Source organism: Parasphingopyxis marina, assembly GCF_014237875.1.
Classification (GTDB): domain Bacteria; phylum Pseudomonadota; class Alphaproteobacteria; order Sphingomonadales; family Sphingomonadaceae; genus Parasphingopyxis; species Parasphingopyxis marina.
This window is the reverse complement of sequence record NZ_JACJVJ010000002.1, coordinates 1,164,915-1,184,647: the sequence shown is the minus strand read 5'-3', so window position 1 is coordinate 1,184,647 and position 19,733 is coordinate 1,164,915. Positions and strand designations below refer to the sequence as shown.

22 protein-coding genes and 1 tRNA gene are annotated in these 19,733 nt (G+C 64.0%); 9 read left to right on the top strand and 14 right to left on the bottom strand.

Annotated elements, in window-relative coordinates; translation table 11 throughout:
• Positions 1-13: 13 nt before the first annotated feature.
• The 6 genes from H6P80_RS14540 to H6P80_RS14515 all read right to left on the bottom strand — a co-directional run bounded on the left by H6P80_RS14540 (position 14) and on the right by H6P80_RS14515 (position 3,357).
• The gene (locus H6P80_RS14540) at positions 14-436 is read right to left on the bottom strand and encodes a Fur family transcriptional regulator (RefSeq protein ID WP_185802063.1); all 423 of its coding nucleotides are present in this window, start codon (positions 434-436) and stop codon (positions 14-16) included.
• A 93-nt stretch (positions 437-529) separates the two neighbouring features.
• Positions 530-952 (bottom strand): MucR family transcriptional regulator, encoded by a 423-nt coding sequence (locus tag H6P80_RS14535; protein ID WP_185802062.1) that lies wholly within the window; start codon positions 950-952, stop codon positions 530-532.
• Between the two features lie 102 nt (positions 953-1,054).
• Positions 1,055-1,546, bottom strand: coding sequence for a ribosomal protein S18-alanine N-acetyltransferase (gene rimI, locus H6P80_RS14530; RefSeq protein ID WP_185802061.1), 492 nt, complete (start codon positions 1,544-1,546; stop codon positions 1,055-1,057).
• A complete protein-coding gene (tsaB, locus tag H6P80_RS14525; protein ID WP_185802060.1) occupies positions 1,543-2,157 on the bottom strand; it encodes a tRNA (adenosine(37)-N6)-threonylcarbamoyltransferase complex dimerization subunit type 1 TsaB in 615 nt (204 codons plus the stop codon). The genes rimI and tsaB overlap by 4 nt, the downstream gene beginning before the upstream one ends.
• A 10-nt stretch (positions 2,158-2,167) precedes the next feature.
• Entirely contained in the window at positions 2,168-2,758 is a 591-nt protein-coding gene (locus H6P80_RS14520) for a malonic semialdehyde reductase (RefSeq protein WP_185802059.1), read from the bottom strand.
• A gap of 29 nt (positions 2,759-2,787) precedes the next feature.
• Entirely contained in the window at positions 2,788-3,357 is a 570-nt protein-coding gene (locus H6P80_RS14515; RefSeq protein WP_185802058.1) for a NifU family protein, read from the bottom strand.
• Positions 3,358-3,792: 435 nt separating this feature from the next.
• Here H6P80_RS14515 and H6P80_RS14510 point away from each other — a divergent pair, with 435 nt between their 5' ends.
• Positions 3,793-5,133 carry a DEAD/DEAH box helicase gene (locus H6P80_RS14510; RefSeq protein ID WP_185802057.1) on the top strand — a complete coding sequence of 447 codons (1,341 nt, stop codon included), beginning with the start codon at positions 3,793-3,795 and terminating at the stop codon, positions 5,131-5,133.
• 64 nt (positions 5,134-5,197) lie between these two features.
• Here the strand turns inward: H6P80_RS14510 and H6P80_RS14505 are convergent, their stop codons facing one another.
• Positions 5,198-5,956, bottom strand: a complete 759-nt coding sequence (locus H6P80_RS14505) for an aspartyl/asparaginyl beta-hydroxylase domain-containing protein (protein WP_235973895.1) — start codon at positions 5,954-5,956, stop codon at positions 5,198-5,200.
• Positions 5,957-6,118: 162 nt separating this feature from the next.
• Between H6P80_RS14505 and H6P80_RS14500 the strand changes: the two genes are divergently transcribed.
• Together H6P80_RS14500 and H6P80_RS14495 are read left to right on the top strand one after the other, a co-directional pair.
• On the top strand, positions 6,119-6,895 hold the full coding sequence (locus H6P80_RS14500; RefSeq protein WP_185802055.1) for a class I SAM-dependent methyltransferase: 777 nt from the start codon (positions 6,119-6,121) through the stop codon (positions 6,893-6,895).
• 79 nt (positions 6,896-6,974) lie between these two features.
• Complete coding sequence (locus tag H6P80_RS14495; protein ID WP_185802054.1) at positions 6,975-7,508, top strand: hypothetical protein; 534 nt, start codon at positions 6,975-6,977, stop codon at positions 7,506-7,508.
• Positions 7,509-7,536: 28 nt separating this feature from the next.
• Here H6P80_RS14495 and hslU read toward each other — a convergent pair whose 3' ends face one another.
• The 3 genes from hslU to hslV all read right to left on the bottom strand — a co-directional run bounded on the left by hslU (position 7,537) and on the right by hslV (position 10,604).
• On the bottom strand, positions 7,537-8,844 hold the full coding sequence (hslU, locus tag H6P80_RS14490; protein WP_185802053.1) for an ATP-dependent protease ATPase subunit HslU: 1,308 nt from the start codon (positions 8,842-8,844) through the stop codon (positions 7,537-7,539).
• 60 nt (positions 8,845-8,904) lie between these two features.
• Positions 8,905-9,978, bottom strand: a complete 1,074-nt coding sequence (locus H6P80_RS14485; RefSeq protein WP_235973894.1) for an FAD-dependent oxidoreductase — start codon at positions 9,976-9,978, stop codon at positions 8,905-8,907.
• A 65-nt stretch (positions 9,979-10,043) separates the two neighbouring features.
• Positions 10,044-10,604 (bottom strand): ATP-dependent protease subunit HslV, encoded by a 561-nt coding sequence (gene hslV, locus H6P80_RS14480; RefSeq protein ID WP_185802052.1) that lies wholly within the window; start codon positions 10,602-10,604, stop codon positions 10,044-10,046.
• Between the two features lie 107 nt (positions 10,605-10,711).
• Between hslV and H6P80_RS14475 the strand changes: the two genes are divergently transcribed.
• Positions 10,712-12,619, top strand: a complete 1,908-nt coding sequence (locus H6P80_RS14475; RefSeq protein WP_185802051.1) for a hybrid sensor histidine kinase/response regulator — start codon at positions 10,712-10,714, stop codon at positions 12,617-12,619.
• Between the two features lie 68 nt (positions 12,620-12,687).
• Positions 12,688-13,983 (top strand): hypothetical protein, encoded by a 1,296-nt coding sequence (locus H6P80_RS14470; protein ID WP_185802050.1) that lies wholly within the window; start codon positions 12,688-12,690, stop codon positions 13,981-13,983.
• A 27-nt stretch (positions 13,984-14,010) separates the two neighbouring features.
• Here H6P80_RS14470 and H6P80_RS14465 read toward each other — a convergent pair whose 3' ends face one another.
• The 3 genes from H6P80_RS14465 to H6P80_RS14455 all read right to left on the bottom strand — a co-directional run bounded on the left by H6P80_RS14465 (position 14,011) and on the right by H6P80_RS14455 (position 15,059).
• Positions 14,011-14,424, bottom strand: coding sequence for a holin family protein (locus H6P80_RS14465; protein WP_185802049.1), 414 nt, complete (start codon positions 14,422-14,424; stop codon positions 14,011-14,013).
• Positions 14,425-14,609: 185 nt separating this feature from the next.
• Positions 14,610-14,686 (bottom strand) — tRNA-Pro (locus H6P80_RS14460).
• 64 nt (positions 14,687-14,750) lie between these two features.
• Complete coding sequence (locus H6P80_RS14455; protein ID WP_185802048.1) at positions 14,751-15,059, bottom strand: putative quinol monooxygenase; 309 nt, start codon at positions 15,057-15,059, stop codon at positions 14,751-14,753.
• 190 nt (positions 15,060-15,249) lie between these two features.
• Here H6P80_RS14455 and yajC point away from each other — a divergent pair, with 190 nt between their 5' ends.
• The 4 genes from yajC to H6P80_RS14435 are packed head-to-tail and all read left to right on the top strand — an operon-like array spanning position 15,250 to position 18,550.
• A complete protein-coding gene (yajC, locus tag H6P80_RS14450) occupies positions 15,250-15,579 on the top strand; it encodes a preprotein translocase subunit YajC (protein ID WP_185802047.1) in 330 nt (109 codons plus the stop codon).
• A gap of 15 nt (positions 15,580-15,594) precedes the next feature.
• On the top strand, positions 15,595-17,202 hold the full coding sequence (gene secD / locus H6P80_RS14445) for a protein translocase subunit SecD (RefSeq protein WP_185802046.1): 1,608 nt from the start codon (positions 15,595-15,597) through the stop codon (positions 17,200-17,202).
• Positions 17,202-18,179, top strand: a complete 978-nt coding sequence (secF, locus tag H6P80_RS14440; RefSeq protein WP_185802045.1) for a protein translocase subunit SecF — start codon at positions 17,202-17,204, stop codon at positions 18,177-18,179. The genes secD and secF overlap by 1 nt, the downstream gene beginning before the upstream one ends.
• Positions 18,179-18,550, top strand: coding sequence for an MTH938/NDUFAF3 family protein (locus H6P80_RS14435; RefSeq protein ID WP_185802044.1), 372 nt, complete (start codon positions 18,179-18,181; stop codon positions 18,548-18,550). The genes secF and H6P80_RS14435 overlap by 1 nt, the downstream gene beginning before the upstream one ends.
• Here the strand turns inward: H6P80_RS14435 and H6P80_RS14430 are convergent.
• The gene (locus H6P80_RS14430; RefSeq protein ID WP_185802043.1) at positions 18,533-19,702 is read right to left on the bottom strand and encodes a glycosyltransferase; all 1,170 of its coding nucleotides are present in this window, start codon (positions 19,700-19,702) and stop codon (positions 18,533-18,535) included. The two genes, H6P80_RS14435 and H6P80_RS14430, sit on opposite strands and share 18 nt — an antisense overlap.
• Positions 19,703-19,733 lie beyond the last annotated feature (31 nt).

Below are 19,733 nucleotides of genomic sequence, written 5' to 3'. Positions count from 1 at the left end.
CGATATGCCGTTTCTAGCCGTCGCGACTGCGCGACACGCCGTAAAGCTCCATCCGATGATCGACGAGCCGATAGCCGAGCTTTTCGGCGATGCGCCGCTGGAGCTCTTCCAGCTCTTCGTCGACGAACTCGATCACCTTGCCGGTCTCGACGTCGATCAGATGATCGTGATGATCTTCGGCGGCGGCTTCATAGCGGGCGCGGCCATCGCCGAAATCGTGGCGTTCGAGGATTCCCGCCTCTTCGAACAGGCGTACCGTGCGATAGACGGTGGCGATCGAGATACCGCTGTCGATGGCCGAGGCGCGTTCGTGCAGCGATTCGACATCGGGATGATCTTCGGCTTCGGAGAGCACGCGGGCGATAACCCGGCGCTGCTCGGTGATACGAAGGCCTTTCTCTGCGCATAGCGCTTCGATGTCGATCTTGCGGTTCATGAAGCCTGCTTAGTGAATAACGAGGGGGCTGAAAAGGGACGGGCGGCCCGTTGCCGTGGCCGCCCGTTTCCCGTCTTCGCGGTGAAGCGCAATCTACTTGCGCTTAACGCGGGTTCCGGGCTTGCGGCCGAGGCCGATTTTCTTGGCCAGTTTGCGGCGTTGCTCGGCATAGTTGGGCGAAACCATCGGATAATCGGCGGGCAGGCCCCATTTCTGGCGATAGTCGTCGGGGGTCATCTGATAATGCGTCATCAGGTGCCGCTTGAGCATCTTCAGCTTCTTCCCGTCTTCCAGGCAGACGATATAATCGGGCTTGATCGAGGAACGGATAGATACCGCCGGTTCGGGCTTTTCTTCGGGTGCGTTATTTTCCTCGAGCGCCGTGAGCGCGGTGTGGACGCTCTGGATAATAAGCGGCAGATCGGAAACCGCGACGCTGTTGTTGCTCACATGCGCCGAGACAATATCGGCGGTGAGCGTAATCAAGGTTTCTGTCATATCCACGGTATCGGTCATTGCATTTCCCTGCTTGCTGGCTGGCGACCACTTTGGTCCATTTTGGTTCGAAAGCGCCATGTCAGCGTATCGAACATAAATCAACAGCTTTTGGATATAATACTAGGCTTTTCGAGATTGCAGATCGAGCGCCAATGTAATCGCGTCGAATAGATTTCCGCCGCGACCGCGATAATAGTTTTTGCGCAGGCCGATTTGTTCGAAACCCATGCTGCGATACAGAAGCGCAGCGTCGTTACCATCGCGAACTTCAAGATGCAGCCGCCGTGCGCCGCGCGATGCTGCGGCAATACAGGTACGTTGCAGCAATTCGCGTCCGATTCCCTGGCCGCGATATTCGGATCGCACGGCGATCAGCAAAAGTTCGGCCTCGTCGACGATCATTCGCGACAATGTAAATCCGGCCGGTTCGCCCTCGACTCGCATCACGTCGATCCAGCAACTGCGATTGCCCAGCATTCCGTTGCACTGCGCGCGCGACCAGCCTTCGCCGAATTCCGGATCGAAGGCGTCGCTCATCACCGTCATGATCGCATCGAGATCGTCGCTCTCGACATCCGCCACCAGGCGGGGTTTGCCGGCAAGCAGGCTCATTGCGACGGGCGCGCATCGGGGGCGCGGCCATAGATGGGGTGGGGGGGCAGGCTGCGGAAAGCATGCGGCAGGAGCGGCGCCTTGGCCGCGTCGGGTAGCAGGTCGATCGCGTCCCCTTTTCCGGCCAGCGCGGCGAGCTGCGCAGCGGCATTGCCGAGGAGCAGCGGTTCGTCGATCACGGCAACGGCCGCCTCGGGCGTCAGCGAGGCGAGCGGCGCGATTTCCGCGAACGGATCGGTCGTGAAGCGCTGGACGAACATTTCCCCATGCCCTCCGAGAATCGTTACCGCCAATCTATCGGGCGTATCGGCTTTGGCAAAGGCCATTGCGGCCATCAGCGCAAGGGAAGAGTAACCATGGACTTCGGCGCTCCAGCCGAGGCCGAGCGCGCGCGCCGTGGCGAGGCCGACCCGCAATCCGGTGAAACTGCCCGGCCCGCAATCGACGAGGATCGTATCCGCCCGCCCGCCTTCGGGCAGCGCGGCGATCATCGGCACCAGCCGTTCGGCATGGCCGCGGCCGGTGATTTCATGGGCCCGGGCGACCAGCGTTTCGCCGTCGAACAGGGCTACCGAGCAGGCGTCGGTCGCGGTATCGATCGCGAGCAGCATCCGCGCGTCGTCAGAGGACGACGTTGAATTTTTCGAATGCGGGGCGCGGCGAGCGATCGAAGATCGTCTCCGGATCGCCATAGCCGAGCGTCGAAATGAAATTCACCTTGTAGTTGGTGCCGGCGAAAAATTCGGCATTCACCTTGGCGGCGTCGAAGCCCGACATCGGCCCCGTATCGAGGCCGATGGCGCGCGCCGCGATGATGAAATAGGCGCCCTGCAAGGAAGAGTTGCGAAAGGCATGCTCCATCCGGTTCTCGGGATCGCCGTCGAACCAGCTCTTGGCGTCGGCATGGGGGAAGAGCCAGGGCAGATGTTCGTGAAAATCGGGGTCCATGCCGATGATGACGGCGGCGGGCGCCGCCTTGATCTTCGGCGGATTGGCGCCGCCCGCGCAATCGGCGAGCTTGTCCTTCGCTTCCTGGCTCAGGCACCAGACGAAGCGGCCGGGATGCTGGTTGGCCGATGTCGGCCCCATTTTGAGAAGCTCGTAGATCTTCCGGATATGCTCTTCGGTTACCGGCTTGTCCTGATACCCGTTGTAGGTCCGGGCGTTGCGGAAAATCGTGTCGAGGGCTGCGGCGGAAATCGGCTTTGCCATGGGAGGATTCCTTTCGGGCGCTCGCAGCGTCAGACGGCGCGGACTTCGGTCACTTCGGGAACATAATGTTTGAGCAGCTGCTCGATCCCCTGTTTCAGGGTGGCGGTCGATGACGGGCAGCCCGAACAGGCGCCCTGCATCTGCAGGAAGACCTTGCCCTGCTGGAAGCCGCGATAGACGATATCGCCGCCGTCGCGCGCGACGGCGGGGCGAACGCGCGTATCGATCAGCTCGCGTATCTGCGCCACGATCTCGGCGTCTTCGGGATCGTCGTCGATCGTTTCGGCCGGTACCGCGATTTCGGCGGCACTGCCCGGCTTGAACAGCGGCGCGCCGCTCGCGAAATGATCGAGCAGCACGGCCAGCACGTCGGGCTTCAGGTCCGCCCAGTCGACGCCGGGGGCGGCGGTTACGGAGATGAAATCGCCGCCGAAAAACACGCCGGTGACATCGCCATGGTTGAACAGCGCTTCGGCCAGCGGCGAGGCTTCGGCCTCTTCGGGCGCGGCGAAATCGCGCGTGCCGCCGGTCATCACCGGCTGTCCAGGCATGAATTTGAGGGTCGCCGGATTGGGCGTGGTTTCGGTTTCGATAAGCATGGGAAAGACATGGCCCCCTTGGCGCGCGCGATCAAGGGGAAGGGCGGCGATCTTTGCTTGGGGCGCCGATGGCGGGGCTATTCGATCACTGGTCCGGCTGGCCGCCAAGATCGATCATGCGATGAAGCGGTGCTGGAGGATATGCCCGGTTACGGGCGCAGCCGGCGAAGCAATTTAATGCGAACGCGTAATTTCCTTGCTTATTCGGGCAATCTTGCCCATATACGCCGCAGCGCAGCACAGAGGCACCATGTTGTCTTTGCATATCCGGCAGCGTGAGCGTTCGCTTTCCAGCGAAACCGGCCGGACCAGCACGCGCCAATATTTCTTGAGGCTTCCCTTATCACGCGGGTCGTTTCGTAACCCGCGATATGCGGTTGCGCGCCCGTAATGCTGGCGTGCGTCCGCCTCTCGCATCAATTGTGAGTCATTATTTTGAAAACCTTTTCCGAACTCGGCCTTGCCGAACCGCTTCAGCGCGCCCTGAGCGCGAAAAACTACGACACGCCGACGCCGATCCAGGCGCAGGCGATCCCGCCCCTGCTCGAAGGCCGCGATCTGTGCGGCATCGCGCAGACCGGCACTGGCAAGACGGCCGCTTTCGCGCTGCCTTCGCTCGACTATCTTTTCCAGAATCCCGTTTCGCGGCTGGGCAAGTCGTGCCGGATGCTCGTGCTCTCGCCGACCCGCGAGCTGGCGAGCCAGATTGCCGAGAATATGCTCGGCTATGCCAAATATATGACGCTTTCGATCACCACCGTTTTCGGCGGCGTACCGATCGGCAAGCAGAAGCGCAGGCTGCAGGACGGCGTCGACGTGCTCGTCGCCACGCCCGGCCGGCTGATCGACCTGATCGAACAGAAGGCGCTGCGTCTGGACGGGGTTGAGATTTTCGTTCTCGACGAGGCCGACCAGATGCTTGATCTCGGCTTCATTCATGCGCTCAAGCGTATCGAGAAGATGCTGCCCGAAGAACGGCAGAGCCTGTTCTTCTCGGCGACGATGCCCAAGAATATCGAGAATCTCGCCAAGGGCTTTCTCCACGAACCGGTCAAGGTCGCGGTTGCGCCGCAGGCGACGACGGCCGAGCGGGTCGATCAATATGCAACCTTCGTCCGCCAGAATGAGAAGCAGGCCCTGCTGACCCTCACGCTGCGCGACGAGGAAATCGAACGCGCGCTGATCTTTTCCCGCACCAAGCATGGCGCCGACAAGATCGTGCGTTTCCTGGCCGGGGCGGGCATCCGCGCCGCCGCGATTCACGGCAACAAGAGCCAGCCGCAGCGCGAAGCCGCGATGCGCTCGTTCCGTTCGGGCGATATCCGCTACCTGGTTGCGACCGACATCGCCGCGCGCGGCATCGACATTCCGGCCGTCAGCCATGTCTTCAATTTCGACATGCCCAATGTCGCGGAACAATATGTCCACCGTATCGGTCGGACGGCGCGGGCCGGAGCCAGCGGTGTCGCGATTTCCTACGTCAACGACGCGGACGAGCGGCAATATCTGCGCTCGATCGAGAAGCTGACCGGGGTGCGCCTCGAAAAGCGCGAGCTGCCCGAGGGTTTTGTCGCGAAGGCGGCGGAGCTGCCCAAGGCGGCCCCGCGCAAGTCGGAAAATTCGGGCGGCAATGGCCGCGGCCGGCCCCGTCACGGCAAGCCGCAAGGCAATGGCGGCGGTCGCAGCGATGGCGAGAGCCGCAATCGCAACCGCAACCGTCGCAAGAACGGCGTCGGCGCCCATAAGGGCTCTGTGCAGCGTCGCCAGAGCCGTTAGCCGGATCCGACCCGTAAATCGTTAGTCGAAATCGCTAGCCGGGGGCCGCATTATGCGCCTCCGGCTAGTCTTCGTTATGGGCGGCCTCGAGGCGGCCCAGCCCGTCGTCCCATTTGGCGATATTGGCGCGCGCTTCCTGCACGAAGGGCGTGCGCTTCACCGCCCAGAGAAACAGTCCGCTGATCATGTTTCCGGGAAAGCGCGCCGGGCGCTTGGTCTGGACGAGCAGGATGATGCGCGTCTCCTCGGTGTCGTTCCACACCTCGTGGCGATAGGTGTCGTCGAAGACGAGCGTCTTGCCCTCCTCCCAGCGAACGATGTCCTCATGCACGCGCATCCGGCAGTCGCCGGCCTTCGGCACCTGCAACCCCAGATGACAGGTGATCAGGCCCTTGGTGACGCCCCGGTGGTCGGGAATATGCGTGCCGGGCTTCAGGATCGAGAAGAAGGCGGTGTTGAGATCGGGAATGCGCGAGATGATCTCGGTCGTTTTAGGGCAGCGCGCGAGATTGTCGGCGACCGGATAGCCATAGCCCCACAGGAAGAAGGATCGCCATTTGCCGGCGGGCGCGATCCCAGCGTGATCGGGCGAGATTTCGTCGAGCGCGGGAACGCGATCGGGATTGGCGCCGATCGCCAGCGCCTCGTCGCGGATCGTTTCCCAATGGGCTTCGAGTTCCGCGGTATAGGGGAAATCGGCGCCATCGAGCACCGGATCGTTCGGCACATGGGAGCTGTTGGCGACTTTTTCGTCCACCCAGGGACGCAGTTTCTTGCCGACATTGATGACCCAGGGCCGTGGGGGTTCGACTATCTCGGACATGGTAACTCCGCTTTGACTCATCCGTTCGACGACCCCGAAGCGCCATAGGTCGAAATAATGAGAATATTGCGACTGGCGATGCCATGCTTTTGCCCTATTCGAACGGGGCGCGTCGAGTGCTCCGAAGTCACATCGGCAGCTTAATCGACAGGGGATGCGACCATGCGAAATTTCCGGACTTTGATTTGCGCGATGAGCCTGGCCTGCGCGCCGGCCGCCTTGATGGCCGAGCCGGCCGATATCGACGCGGCGCTTGCCCATCCCGACCGCAGCGAGGCCGATCGCGGGGAGGACGAACAGCGGCATTCGGGGGAAGTATTGCGTTTCCTGGGGCTGGAGCAGGGCGATCGCGCTTTCGACTATCTCACCGTCGGCGGATATTATTCCGAACTGATGGCGCGCGCCGTCGGCCCGGAGGGAACGGTCCTCGCGCACAATCCGCCGCGGTTCATCGGCGAGCAGCTGCGCGCCGGGATCGAGGCGCGCGGCTATGGGACGCGGCTGCCCAATGCGCTGTCCTACGAACATGAAGTCGACGATATCGATTTCGAACCGGGCAGCCTCGATTTCGCGCTGTTCGCCAATGTCTTTCACGATTTCTGGTACCGCCTGAGCGAGGATGGGCCGCCGCTCAGCGCCGATCCCGCGGCCTTCCTGGCCGAACTGTACGAAGGCATGAGCCCGGGCGGCACCGTCGGCATCGTCGATCATGTCGGCCTGGCCGACACCGATCCCGAGGAAGAAATGGCGCGCGCCCACCGCATCGAGCCGGCCGATATCCGGACGATGATGGAAGCCGCGGGCTTCGTTTTCGAGGGCGAGGCCGAATTCCTGCGCAACCCGGCGGACGATCATTCGCTTTCGGTTTTCGACGAGACCATTCGCGGACAAACCGACCGGATCGTCTACCGCTTCCGCAAGCCGGGCGGCGAGAGCTAGGGCGCGTCGCGTCCGGTCGTTCGCGCGTCGAAAGCCAAAGCTCTTGCCTTGGGCCGGGCTGATGTGAAATAGCTGAACGATGGTCAAGAATATCGCCATCATCGCCGGCATCGCTCTTGCGGCCTTTCTCGTCGTTATCGCGATCCCGCTCGTAATCGACAGGGACGATAGCGTCGTCAGTGCAAGCAGCGAGGACGATGAAAGCGATACGGGCGAGCGGAGCAGTCCGGGCGCACGCGCCGATGCGAGCGACGCGGTTTCATCCAATTCCGGCCCGCGCAATCCGCGCCAGCCGGCGGCGGCGCTGGAAGCGCAGCTTCAGGTCGCGGCGCGACAGGTGAATGCGGGCGGCCCGGTGATTATAGACTCGATCACGACGATGACGTCGGCGCAGGCGCGCGGCAACCGTATCCGCTATCGCTATGAAGTGTCGCAACAGATGGCGGCGGCGCAGATCCGCCAGCTGGAAGCCAATATCGGGACGATGAACCAGCAGGCCATCTGTGGGCGCGCCGATGCCCGCCAGCTGATCGAACTCGGCGGCGAAATCGAATATGCCTATTACGGCCCGTCCGGCGATCTCTGGTTCACGACGCCGATCGTCGATTGCTGAGGCCGCCGACCGCTTTCCTACAGGCTATCTAAAGCACATATTTGCTGAGGTCCGTATCGCGGGCGACTTCGGCGAGCTGCTTGTCGACATAGTCGGCATCGATAACCAGCGCCTGTTCCGGCGCTTCCTCGCTGCCGGCATCGAAGCTGATCTGCTCGACAAGCTTCTCCATCACCGTCTGCAGCCGGCGAGCGCCGATATTCTCGACCGCTTCGTTCACCTCGGCGGCGATCTTGGCGACGGCGGCGATGGCTTCTTCGGTGAATTCCACGGTCACGCCCTCGGTGCCGATAAGCGCGCTATATTGCTCGGGCAGGTTCGCCTTGGTCTCGGTGAGGATGCGGACGAAATCCTCTTCGGTCAGCGCGCGCAGCTCGACGCGGATCGGCAGCCGGCCCTGAAGTTCGGGCAGCATGTCGCTGGGCTTGGCGACGTGGAAGGCGCCCGACGCGATAAACAGGATATGGTCGGTTTTCATCGGGCCGTATTTGGTGGCGACCGTCGTGCCTTCGATCAGCGGCAGCAGGTCGCGCTGCACGCCTTCGCGGCTCACCGAACCGCCGCGCACGTCGGAGACCGCGATCTTGTCGATCTCGTCGAGAAAGACGATCCCGTTGGCTTCGGCATTGGCGAGCGCGACGCGGGCGACATCGTCCTGGTCGAGCCGCTTTTCGGACTCTTCCTCGACCAGCTTGTCCCAGGCATCGGCGACGCGCAGCTTGCGGCGCTTCTTCTGCTGCTGTCCGAAGGCTTTCCCCATCATGTCGGAGAGATTGATCATGCCGACATTGCCGCCCATGCCGGGAATCTCCATCGGCATGTTGGGCGTGTCTTCCAGCTCGATCTCGACCTCGGTCTCGTTCATGTGATTGTCGACGATGCGCTGGCGGAAGCTTTCGCGGGTGGCTTCCGATGCGCCCTTGCCGGTCAACGCGTCGAGCAGCCGGTCCATCGCCGCTTTCGACGCGTCCTCGCGCACCGCGTCGCGGCGGCGGTCCTTTTCCAGCCGGATCGCATCCTCGACGAGATCGCGGGCGATCTGCTCGACGTCGCGGCCGACATAGCCGACCTCGGTGAACTTGGTCGCCTCGATCTTGACGAACGGCGCGTCGGCGAGCCGGGCCAGCCGGCGCGATATCTCGGTCTTGCCGCAGCCGGTCGGCCCGATCATCAGGATATTCTTGGGGGTCACCTCGTTGCGCAGCTCTTCGGGCAGGCGCTGGCGGCGCCAGCGGTTGCGCAGGGCGACGGCAACCGCGCGCTTGGCGTCCTTCTGGCCGACAATATGTTCGTCGAGGGCGGCGACAATGGCTTTGGGGGTCAGGGCGTCGATCATGGGGTCTCGTCAAGAAGGGAGAAAAGGGTCACCGCAAACATGGGTGCTGGGCGGGATGGGTCAAGCCTGCGGCGTGCAGCGCCACTGGTCGAAATAGGCGCGATGGCGTTCCACGATGCGCGCGATATCGTCGGGCTGGGGTTCGGCGAGCCATTCGCCATGTTCGAACGTGCCGCCGAGCACGATGCCGTCGGGGCGAGGGAACATGTATCCGGGGCGCCCGGTAAAGGCATAGTCGATTTCGGGCTGGGGGATCAGGATAGCGAGCTGGCCCCGCACCGGCTCAAGCTCTTCGTCGCCGAACAGCGCCCGCGATCCCAGCCCCGTGCAATTGAAGATCAGCCGCTCCGGCAGAGCCGCCAGTTCGCCGGGATCGGCAAAATCGCGCACGGCGATGCTCCCCCCCGCGATCCGGATGTCGCGCACCAGCGAGGCGAGGAAGCGCCCGGTTTCGACATACATGGTTTGATAGCGGAGGATGTTTTCGGAAGGGAAGGGGTGCGCGTCCCGCGGTAACGCCTGGCGGTCGGGATAAGCGAGATCGGGTTCTGCCGACGCGCGCAGCCGCCCCTCGTCATAGGTGGGAAGCCAGCGAATGCCGTAATCGTCGCCGACCATGATCTGCATCCGGCGGCGCGTGAAATCGGCGGCGAGGCGTTCCCGGGCCAGCCATTCCCCGGTCGCCACACGCGGATCGTAATGGCTGGCGGGCATGATCTGGCCGCCGGCAATATTCGATGTCGTGTTCGGCGGCAGCGCCTTCGCGTAAATGCGCACCGCATAGCCCGCTTCCTGAAGCAGGCGCGCGCTGGTCAGCCCGAGGGCGCCCGCGCCGATCACCGCCACCGGCCCCGAATGGCCGGGAAGGCCGAGCGCGATGGCCTCGCGCGAACTGCCCCAGCACAGCGAAATGCCGCCGCCGCCATGGCCGTAATTGTGAATGACGAGCCGGTCGCCGAGCGGCTGCGCCTCCACCCGGTAGCCCGATGGGCGGTAGGGGCGCAGCCCGGCAACCGTGCGGATCACCCGGTTGGGCGAGGCATTGACCGGCGACAGGCAGCGGGCGCTGGAAAGGGCGGTGCGCCGAGCGGCGGTGGTCGCGCATCCCGACAGCGCCAGGCCCGACAGCGTCATGGCAGTCGATCCGGCAACGAAAGCGCGGCGGGAAAGGTGCATGCTCACCGGGCTTGCATAACGGGTCAGCCCTTGGTGTCGAGCGTCTCTATGGTGAGCTGGTCGTTGGTGTAGACGCAGACTTCGGCGGCGATCGCCATGGCGCGGCGGGCGATCTTCTCGGCATCCTTTTCATATTCGGTCAGCGCGCGGGCGGCGGCGAGCGCGAAATTGCCGCCCGATCCGATCGCGGCGATCCCGTCGGCCGGCTCCAGCACGTCGCCATTGCCGGTGAGGATCAGCGTCACCTCCTTGTCGGCGACCGCCATCATCGCTTCCAGATTGCGCAGATATTTGTCGGTCCGCCAGTCCTTGGCAAGCTCTACGGCAGCGCGCATCAACTGGCCGTTATGGCGTTCGAGCTTGGTTTCGAGCCGTTCGAACAGGGTGAAGGCGTCGGCCGTCGCGCCGGCAAAGCCGCCGATAACGCTGCCGTCGCCGAGGCGCCGAACCTTCTTCGCGTTGGGCTTCATGACCGTCTGGCCCATCGAGACCTGGCCGTCGCCGGCGATCACGACCTTGTCGGTGTCGCGCACGGCCAGAATGGTGGTTCCGTGCCACGTAATGCTGCTTTTTTCTTCGCTCATGGACGCGATATATGCCCGCTTCGCTGTGCCGCAACCACCGATTCCGGTAAGGTTTCGGAAACCATTTCTCGCTACCACCATTTCACGAATGGAGGGGCGTTCCCGGAATGCGGCTGATCGACAATCCCAAAATAGCCGAGCTTGTAAGCGAAGTCACTGATTTTGCTGTATTTTCGCTCGATCTCGAAGGCGTTTGCCGCGAGTGGGAACCCATGTCCCGCAACTATCAGCACACGCCCAGGGAAAATTTGATCGGCGTGTCGCTGGACAGATATATGCCGCGCGCGGAACGCGAGGCTGGGGCCTATGAAAAGTTCCTCCTGGACGCCCGGACGCACGGCGTCGCCGAAAGCGAAGGCTGGCGCCGCCGCTGGGACGGCAGCTATTCCTGGATGCGCATTCGCATCGCCGAGCGGCGCGATGACGATGGCGAGCATATCGGCTATCTCGGGATCGTCTCCGATGCCTCGCGGCAGCGGGATGCGGCGCGCAAGGCCAATTCGAACGATGAGGCATTCCGTGCCATGGTGCACGGTATCCGGGATCATGCGATCTACATGCTCGATATCATGGGCCGGATCAGCAACTGGAATTCCGGGGCCGAGCAGATCAAGGGCTATACCGCCGAGGAAGCGATCGGCCAGCATTTCTCGATCTTCTACACCGAAGAGGATCTGAGCCGGAACCTGCCGCAACAGGCCCTGGAACAGGCACGCGTTGCCGGCCGCTTTCGCGACGAAGGCTGGCGGGTGCGCAAGGATGGCACGCGCTTTCGCGCCGAAGTGAACATCCATGCCATCCATGACGACAAAAAGCGCGTGATCGGCTTCGGCAAGGTCACCCGGGACATCACCGAACAGTATGAAGCGCAGCAGGATTTGATGAAAACCCAGCAGGCGCTCGACCAGTCCGAAAAACTGCGTTCGCTGGGTGAGCTGACCGGCGGCATCGCGCATGATTTCAACAATCTTCTGACGGTCGTTCGCGGCTCCGCCGAGCTGCTGCGTAGCAAGACGCTGCCTCCGGAAAAGCGGGACCGCCATGTCGAGGCGATCGTCGAAACCGCCGACCGCGCGGCCGAACTGACCAGCCAGCTGCTGTCCTTCGCCCGCCAGCAGCCGCTGCAGCCCAAGCAGCTCGATTTCAACGCCCTGATTTCCGGAATGACGGCGCTGCTCAAGCGTTCGCTGGGCGGCGGCGTCAGCATCCTCAACACCCCGGGCTCCAACCTGTGGAATGTACGGGCCGACCCGACCCAGCTCGAAAACCTGATCCTCAACGCCGCGATCAATGCGCGCGATGCGATGAGCGGATCGGGCGCGCTGACGCTGACCACGGCCAACGTCCGCGGCGAAAATGGCGAAGAGGTTTGCCTGTCGATATCCGATACCGGGTGTGGAATGTCGGCGGACGTGATCGCCCGCGCCTTCGAACCCTTTTTCACGACCAAGGGGCCGGGCAAGGGCACGGGCTTGGGCCTGTCGCAAGCCTATGGCTTTGCCGCGCAATCGGGCGGCCGGCTGGAGATCGCAAGCGAAGTCGGCCGCGGGACCACGCTGAGCCTGTATCTGCCGCGCGCGGTAGGCGCCAAGGATGTGGGCAACCTTGCCAAGATCGACAGTGCCGATGCCGCCTTGCCGCGCGGCACGCGGATCCTGCTTGTCGAAGACAGCCGGACGGTGGCGATTTTCGCCCAGTCGCTGCTCGAGGATATGGGCTGCGAGGTCCTGCACGCCAAGAATGCCGAAGAAGCGCTGCTGGCGCTCGATCACGATGCCGAAAGCTTCGACATCATCTTTTCCGATATCGTCATGCCGGGGCTCAGCGGCCTCGATCTCGCGGCGAAGGTTCGCAGCCAGAAGCCGACGCTGCCGATCCTGCTCGCCACCGGCTATAGCGAAGCGGCGGCGCGCGGAGAGGGCGGCGAATTCCCGATCCTGCCCAAGCCCTACAAGCGCGAAACCCTGTCCGAGATGCTCGGCAAGACGATGAGCGCCTTTCGCGCGGCGGCCTGACGCCCAGGCGCCGGCGCTCGGCGTAAAGCATCTGGACCTTTGGGCCGCCAATCCCCATCATTCGGGGCATGGCTTCTTCCCGCTACGTTGCGCAACGACCCCCCGATCCCAACGACCGCGCGGCGAAACTGGCGCAATTGGTCGCCGGATCCGGTTCGCGGGTTCATCACGTCCCGTTCCGCGATGGCTATATCGACGCGGCGGTGGTGACCGTCGAGCAGGAGCAACTCGTCTATCGCGCCGATAACGGACGGCTGTTTTCCGAACTCGTCGCGCGCGGGGAAGCGCGCGAGCAACGCGGCGACGCGGCCCAGCAGCAGCTGCTTCACCAATTGCTGCTCGACAAGGCCATGGATCCCGACGGGCCGATCTATTCCGAACTCGAGCGCCACGCCAAACAGACCGAACCGCTGCTCGTCGCCGCCGACGGCGTCGTGGTCAACGGCAATCGCAGGCTGGCGAGCATGCGCGAGCTGCACGCCATCGACCCCGAACGGTTCGGCGATTTCGCGCACATTTCGGTGGCGGTGCTGCCGGCGCGGCTGACGGCGGGCGATATCGAATATATCGAGGCCGCGCTGCAATTGGCGCCCGAACTGAAGCTCGATTACAGCTGGATCAACCGGCGGCTGAAGCTGCGCGACCATGTCGAGCGGCTGGGCATCGACGAAGACGCGATCCTCGCGGCCTACCGGTTCGAAAGCGCGGCCGCGATCGAGCGCGAGCTCGGCGAGCTCGCGCTGGCCGAACGTTTCCTGCGCTACAGCGGCGAGCCTGGAAATTTCGATCTGGTCGGCGATCTCGAAGAACCGTTCACCGAGATGAAGCGACAGCTCGACACGTTCGAGAACCGCAAGGTCGTCGATTTATGGATATTGGCCGGCTTTGCGCTGATCCGCGGGCGCGACAGGCTCGACCGGCCGCTCGACCATTATTATCCCTTCACCAAGCCCGTGCCCTTCGAATTCGTCCATTGGGGGCTGCGGAGCCTTGCCGAGGAAAAGGGGCTGGTCGAAGAACAGCGGCCGGGCGAGAACCGCCCGGTCGACCGCCTGTTGAGCGACCGCCTGTCCCCCTATCTCGAAGACAGGGCCAATGCCGATGACGCCGCCGGGCGACTGGGCCGGCTCAACGACCGGTTGCGGGCCGAAGCGGACCATATGATCGGCGCCGCCCAGGCAATCGCCCATTTGACCCGGGCCCGGAAAAGCCTCTTGCGGCTGGGCGCCGCGGAACTGAGCGAAACCCAGCGCAAGGAAATTCGCGCCGAACTGGCCGCGTTCAAGGCCCATATCGACGAACTCGAAGGCAAGGGGGAAGGGGCGCAGCCCGGCGTCTTTTCGCGCATCATCGGACGCGGCTGAGGCGCATCGCCCGGAACGCTGCCGCCGTTACTGATCGACGCCCTTGATCTTTCCCCATTGGCGGGCCGCCGTATAGCCGAGATAACCGGTTCCGAAGAGCGCGTAGAGCGGCTCGGGAATGCCTTGCAGATAGGCGTTCATGCCCGCGGCGATATTCTGCGCGGCTTCGGGGCGGATGGCCGCGATCAGGCCCATCGGCAGCGCCCAGAGCAGCAGCGCGTACATGACGTAGAGGAAGCTCGGCCGCGCCCGGCTGGTCCAGGGATCGGCGGACTGCGCCTCGGCGACGATCGCGGAAAGTTGGGCGTGAAGGGTTTCGGCGGCCTGGGTGCCTTCCAGCTTGAGCAGCTCCAGCTTGGCGCGGTCGCGCGCCTCGCGATCGGGCAGGACGCGGTCGATGACCGTGGAAAGCGGCCCGAGCAGGCCGGTAAGGATGGACATGGCGGTTCTCCATTGGCGAATCGGATGACCATAAAATAACCGATATGGTTATCTGTAGGACAGCGAAATCGCCAAGGATGGGAAAAGCTGTGAAATATGGGAGTCGGGAGGACGGTCGCCCCTTGCTGTCGCTCGGGCGTTTTACGGACGAATACCCGCCGGATATTCGTCTCTTTTCGGAAAACTGGTCGGGGCGACTGGATTCGAACCAGCGACCTCCACACCCCCAGTATGATGCGCTACCGGACTGCGCTACGCCCCGACCAAGGGCGGGCATTTAGCGGCAGTCGCGGCGGCATGCAACCATCGCCGAACCGAATTGAAGGCTAATCGCCGAGCAGCGTCGCCTTTTCTTCCGCCTCATAGCTTTTCAGGCTCGCGCCGAGGATCGTCGCGCCGCCCATCGCCGCGTTGAATTCGGCCATATGGGCGCTCGCGGCATGGGCATCGAGCGCATCCTGGCTTTGCCAGCGTTCGGCGATCCTGAGCGTGTCCGGCTCTTCCATGGCGCGCGAGAAGCAATAGCTCAGACAGCCGTCTTCCGCGCGCGTCTGTTCCATCATCCACAGCGCTTTCTCGTGCAGCCGGTCGATCTCGCCCGGCGCCAGTTTCACCCATCCTTCGACGATAATCATGATTATTTCCTCTCCCTGACCTGTACCGTTTGCCTAGCGTTCCGGTGCCCGGATGCAAATGGATCGCAAATAAATTGCAGTCCGATGGTTGGTAGTTGCGCGAAACGCACCATAGATGATAGACGCGCGCCACGTTCAGAGGGCGCATTCGTACAATGGCCCCGCCTCCAGATTACAGGTTTTTCGATCCATGTCCGCTACGCCCGTCATTGCCGCCGCCGCCCCGTCCGGGGGTGCCGGTATCCTCTTCCAGGTCGCGCCGCTCGTCCTGATCTTCGTGATCTTCTGGTTCCTGCTTATCCGTCCGCAGCAAAAGCGGATGAAGGAACATCGCGACATGATCTCCGCGGTGAAGAAGGGCGACAAGGTCGTCACCGGCGGGGGGTTGCTCGGCAAGGTCACCAAGGTGAACGACGAAGAGGTCGAGATCGATCTGGGTGGCGGCCAGAAAGTGACCGCGCTCAAATCGACGCTGTCGGACGTTCGCGATCCCCATGCCGCGCGCGCGGCCAACGACTAGCGCGCGCCGCACCCCATGCTCAACGATTTCCCGCCCTGGAAGGTGTGGCTGCTGACGGCGCTGCTCGTCGTCGGCGTTTTGCTCTCCATTCCCAGCTTCCTGACGCCCGCGCAGCGCGAGCAGATCCCCGATTTCCTGCCGCAGCCGGCGGTCAATCTTGGGCTCGATTTGTCGGGCGGGGTCCATATCCTGCTCGAAGCCGAGACCGACGAATTCGCGGCCACCCGGCTCCAGTCGATGGCGGACCGGATCGAGGACGCGATGAACCGCGACGATCCGCGCATCGCGATCGGCGATATCTCGCGCAGCGGCGGGCGGATCGCCTTCACCGTGCGGGACGAAGCGCAGCTCGATGACGCGATGGAACGCGTGCGCGAGCTGACCCAGCCGGTGGGTTTTACCGGCGAGCGCGATTACAGCGTCGAAAATATCGATTCGCTGCAGATCGTCGTCACCCCGACCGAGGCCGGCTTCGAGGCGGCGGTCGATACCGCGGTATCGACGGCCACCGAGGTGGTTCGCACCCGGATCGACGAACTCGGCACCCGCGAGCCGACGATCATCCGCCAGGGCTCGGACCGTATCGTCGTGCAGGTGCCCGGGCTCGACAGCCCGGAATCGCTGATGAGCCTGATCGGCCGCACGGCGAGCCTCGAATTCCGGCTGGTGAATTACAATGCCGATCCGCTCGCCGGCCAGTCCTGCGAAGCGCCGATTGGCAGCGAAGCGATTCCCTGGGCCGAGCAGACCGGCTATCAGGGCTGCGTTATCGTCCAGCGGCGCGTGATGGTTTCGGGCGACCAGCTTGAAAACGCGCAGCAAGGCTTCGATTCCCAGACCAACCAGGTGACGGTGAACCTCACCTTCGACGGGCCCGGCGGCCGGGCCTTTGGCCGGGTTACCCAGGAAAATGTCGGCCGGCCGTTCGCCATCATCCTCGACGGCGAGGCGCTTTCGGCCCCCAATATCAACGAACCGATTCTGGGCGGCAGCGCGCAGATCACCGGCGGCTTCAGTGTGCAGAGCGCCAACGAGCTCGCGATCGCGCTGCGATCGGGGCGGCTTCCGGTGCAACTGACGGTCATCGAGAATCGCACGGTCGGCCCCGAACTCGGCGCTGACTCGATCGAGATGGGCGCGCTGGCCGGCCTGATCGCGACGGTCGCGGTGATCGCCTTCATGATCGTCACCTATGGTCGGTTCGGCGTCTATGCGAATATCGCGCTTGCGCTGAACCTGTTCCTGATCCTTGCGATCATGGCGCTGCTGGACGCCACGCTGACCTTGCCCGGTATCGCCGGCTTCGTGCTCACCGTCGGCGTCGCGGTCGACGCCAATGTGCTGATCAACGAGCGCATACGCGAGGAACAGAGGCGCGGGCGCAAGATCGTCGATGCGGTCGAAACCGGCTACAAGGAAGCGAGCCGGGCGATCTTCGACGCCAATATCACCAATGTCATCGGTGGCGCGCTGATGTTTTCCTTCGGCTCGGGCCCGGTGCGCGGCTTTGCCGTCGTGCTCGTGATCGGCGTCATCACCTCGGTCTTCACCGCGGTCACGGTGACGCGAATGATGGTGGCGGTCTGGCTCAAGAATAAGCGCCCGAAGGAGCTTGTGATCTGATGCGCCTCCTGAAACTCGTTCCCGACACGACGAACATCCAGTTCCTCAAATGGCGGAACCTGGCCCTGATCCTGTCGATGGTGCTGACGATCGCGGCGATCGCGCTCACGGTGACGCGCGGCCTGAATTTCGGCGTCGATTTCGCCGGCGGCCAGATGATCCAGGTTACCTTCACGCAGGATGAAACCGCGCCGGTCGAAGGGCTGCGCGAGGAAATCGGCCAGCTCGGCATCGGCGACGTTTCGATCCAGCGCTTCGGCGAGCCCAACCAGGTCTCGATCCGGTTGCGCGAGACCGAAAGCGAAGGCGAAGACGGCGGCACCGCCAATTCGGTATCCGAACAGATTACCGAGATGATCACGGCCGAATATGAAGGTTCGAGGATCGATTCGGTCGATGCGGTCTCGGGCAAGGTTTCGGACGAGCTGTTCCGGGCGGGCGCGACGGCGCTCGTCCTCGCGATGATCGCCATCGCGCTGTATATCTGGCTGCGTTTCGAATGGCAGTTCGGCGTCGGCGCGCTGTTCGCGCTGTTCCACGATGTCGCGCTGACCTTCGGATTCTTCGCGCTGACCCAGCTCGAATTCAATCTCAACATCGTCGCGGCGCTGCTGACGATCATCGGCTATTCGCTCAACGACACGATCGTCGTCTATGACCGCATCCGCGAAAATCTGCGCAAATACCGCAAGATGGACATCGTTCCGCTGCTCGATCTGTCGGTCAACGAGACGCTGGCACGCACCGTGATGACCAGTTTGACGACGATCATCGCGCTCGTCGTGCTGCTCGTCTTCGGCCCGCCGGTGCTGTTCGGCTTCACCGCCGCGATGCTGCTCGGCATTTTCATCGGCACCTACAGCTCGGTCTATATGGCCGCACCGATCCTGATCTGGCTCAAGGTCGGCCCCGACAGCTTCGTGCCGGTGGAAACCGGCGGCGAACGGGCCGAACACCAGGAGGGCTATACCCGCTAATGGTTTCGCTGAACCGCGAAGCCGAGGGGCCGGGGCCGATCATAAACGGCTTCGCCGGCACCGGTTTTCGCATCGGCGAGGAGGTGTTCGAGCGCGGGCTCTGGCTGACGCCGCAATGGGCGCGCGGCTGGGACGGCGACGGCCTCGACGATGCCGCGCTCGCGCCGCTATTCGCGATCGATCCGCTCCCCGAATTCCTGTTGCTCGGCACCGGCGAGGCGCTCGTCCGGCCCGATCCCGATTTCGTCGCCGCGGTGGAAGCGCGCAATATCGGCGTCGAGGCGATGGACAGCCGCGCGGCGGCGCGCAGCTGGGGGCTGCTGAGAAACGAAGGGCGCTGGATCGTCGCGGCGCTAATGCCGCTCGGCTAGCCGCGAAAGATGCGCGAACAGCTGCTCGCTGTTCCGCTCCCAGGAGAAGCGATCGACGGTCGCAGCGACGGCCGCCTGGGCAGGCGGATCGGCGAGCAGCGCGTTCACGGCGTCGGCAATGGCGCCGGGGTCGCGCGCCACGATGGCGCCCGCTTCGCGTCGGTCCACCACCTCGCGCGCGCCGCCCGCATCGCTGATGACGATCGGCGTCCCCGATGCCAGCGCCTCGACCCAGGCATTGGCCAGCCCTTCGGACACGGAGGGCAGCACCATCACATCGGCGGCGGCGACCAGCGCGGCGACGCGATCGTGCGGCAACACGCCGGGGATATCGACGCGGTCGGCAAGGCCCAGTTTCAGCGCGCGCCGTTCCAGGATCGCCCGGTCCGGGCCTTCGCCGGCGAGAATGAGCCTGGCGCCGGGAATGTGCGGCAGCGCTTCGAGCGCCAGCCGCTGCCCCTTGCGCTCCATCAGCGCGCCGACCGTCACGATCAGCGGGCCCGACAGGCCGAGCGCGGCCTTGGCGGCCGTCCGGTCGACCGGGGCAAAGCGCGTGCGATCGATGCCGGTATAATGGACCGCGATCTTTTCCTCGGCCATGCCGAGCGCGGCCATGTCCGCCTTCAGCGCCTCGCTGACTGCGAGCACGCCGCCGGCCTCCTCCGCCGCGGCGATGATCTGCGGGCGGCAGCCGGCCTGCGCCGCCCAATGGTGGATATCGCCACCGCGCGCCTTTACCGAAAAGGGCACGCCCAGCGCCTCGGCCAGCCGCATTGCCGCCGGGCCGTCGGGATAGAAGAATTCGGCATCGATCACGTCGAAGGGAAAGCGCTCGCGGATCGTCCGCAGCACCGGCAGCAAGGCCTTCGCCATCCGCGCGGGCGAGAAGCGTCCGCCGATCCGCGGCACCAGCGAAAAGCGCGGGCGGTGGACGATGATATCCTTCCAGATTTCCTGTTCGGGGATGGCGGCGAATGGCCGGTACCGGGCATGGCGCGAAAGCGGCCAGGGCGGAATGCCGATCGGCGCGACCACTTCCAGCTGGACATCGTCCCGGGCCGCCAGGCCCATGGTCTGCCGTTCCACGAAATTGCCGAAGGTCGGCCGCGTGGCGTCGGGAAACAGGGTCGAAAGGGTCAGCACGCGGAGCATCGCGCCGGGCTATAGCCCAACTCGGCCTTTT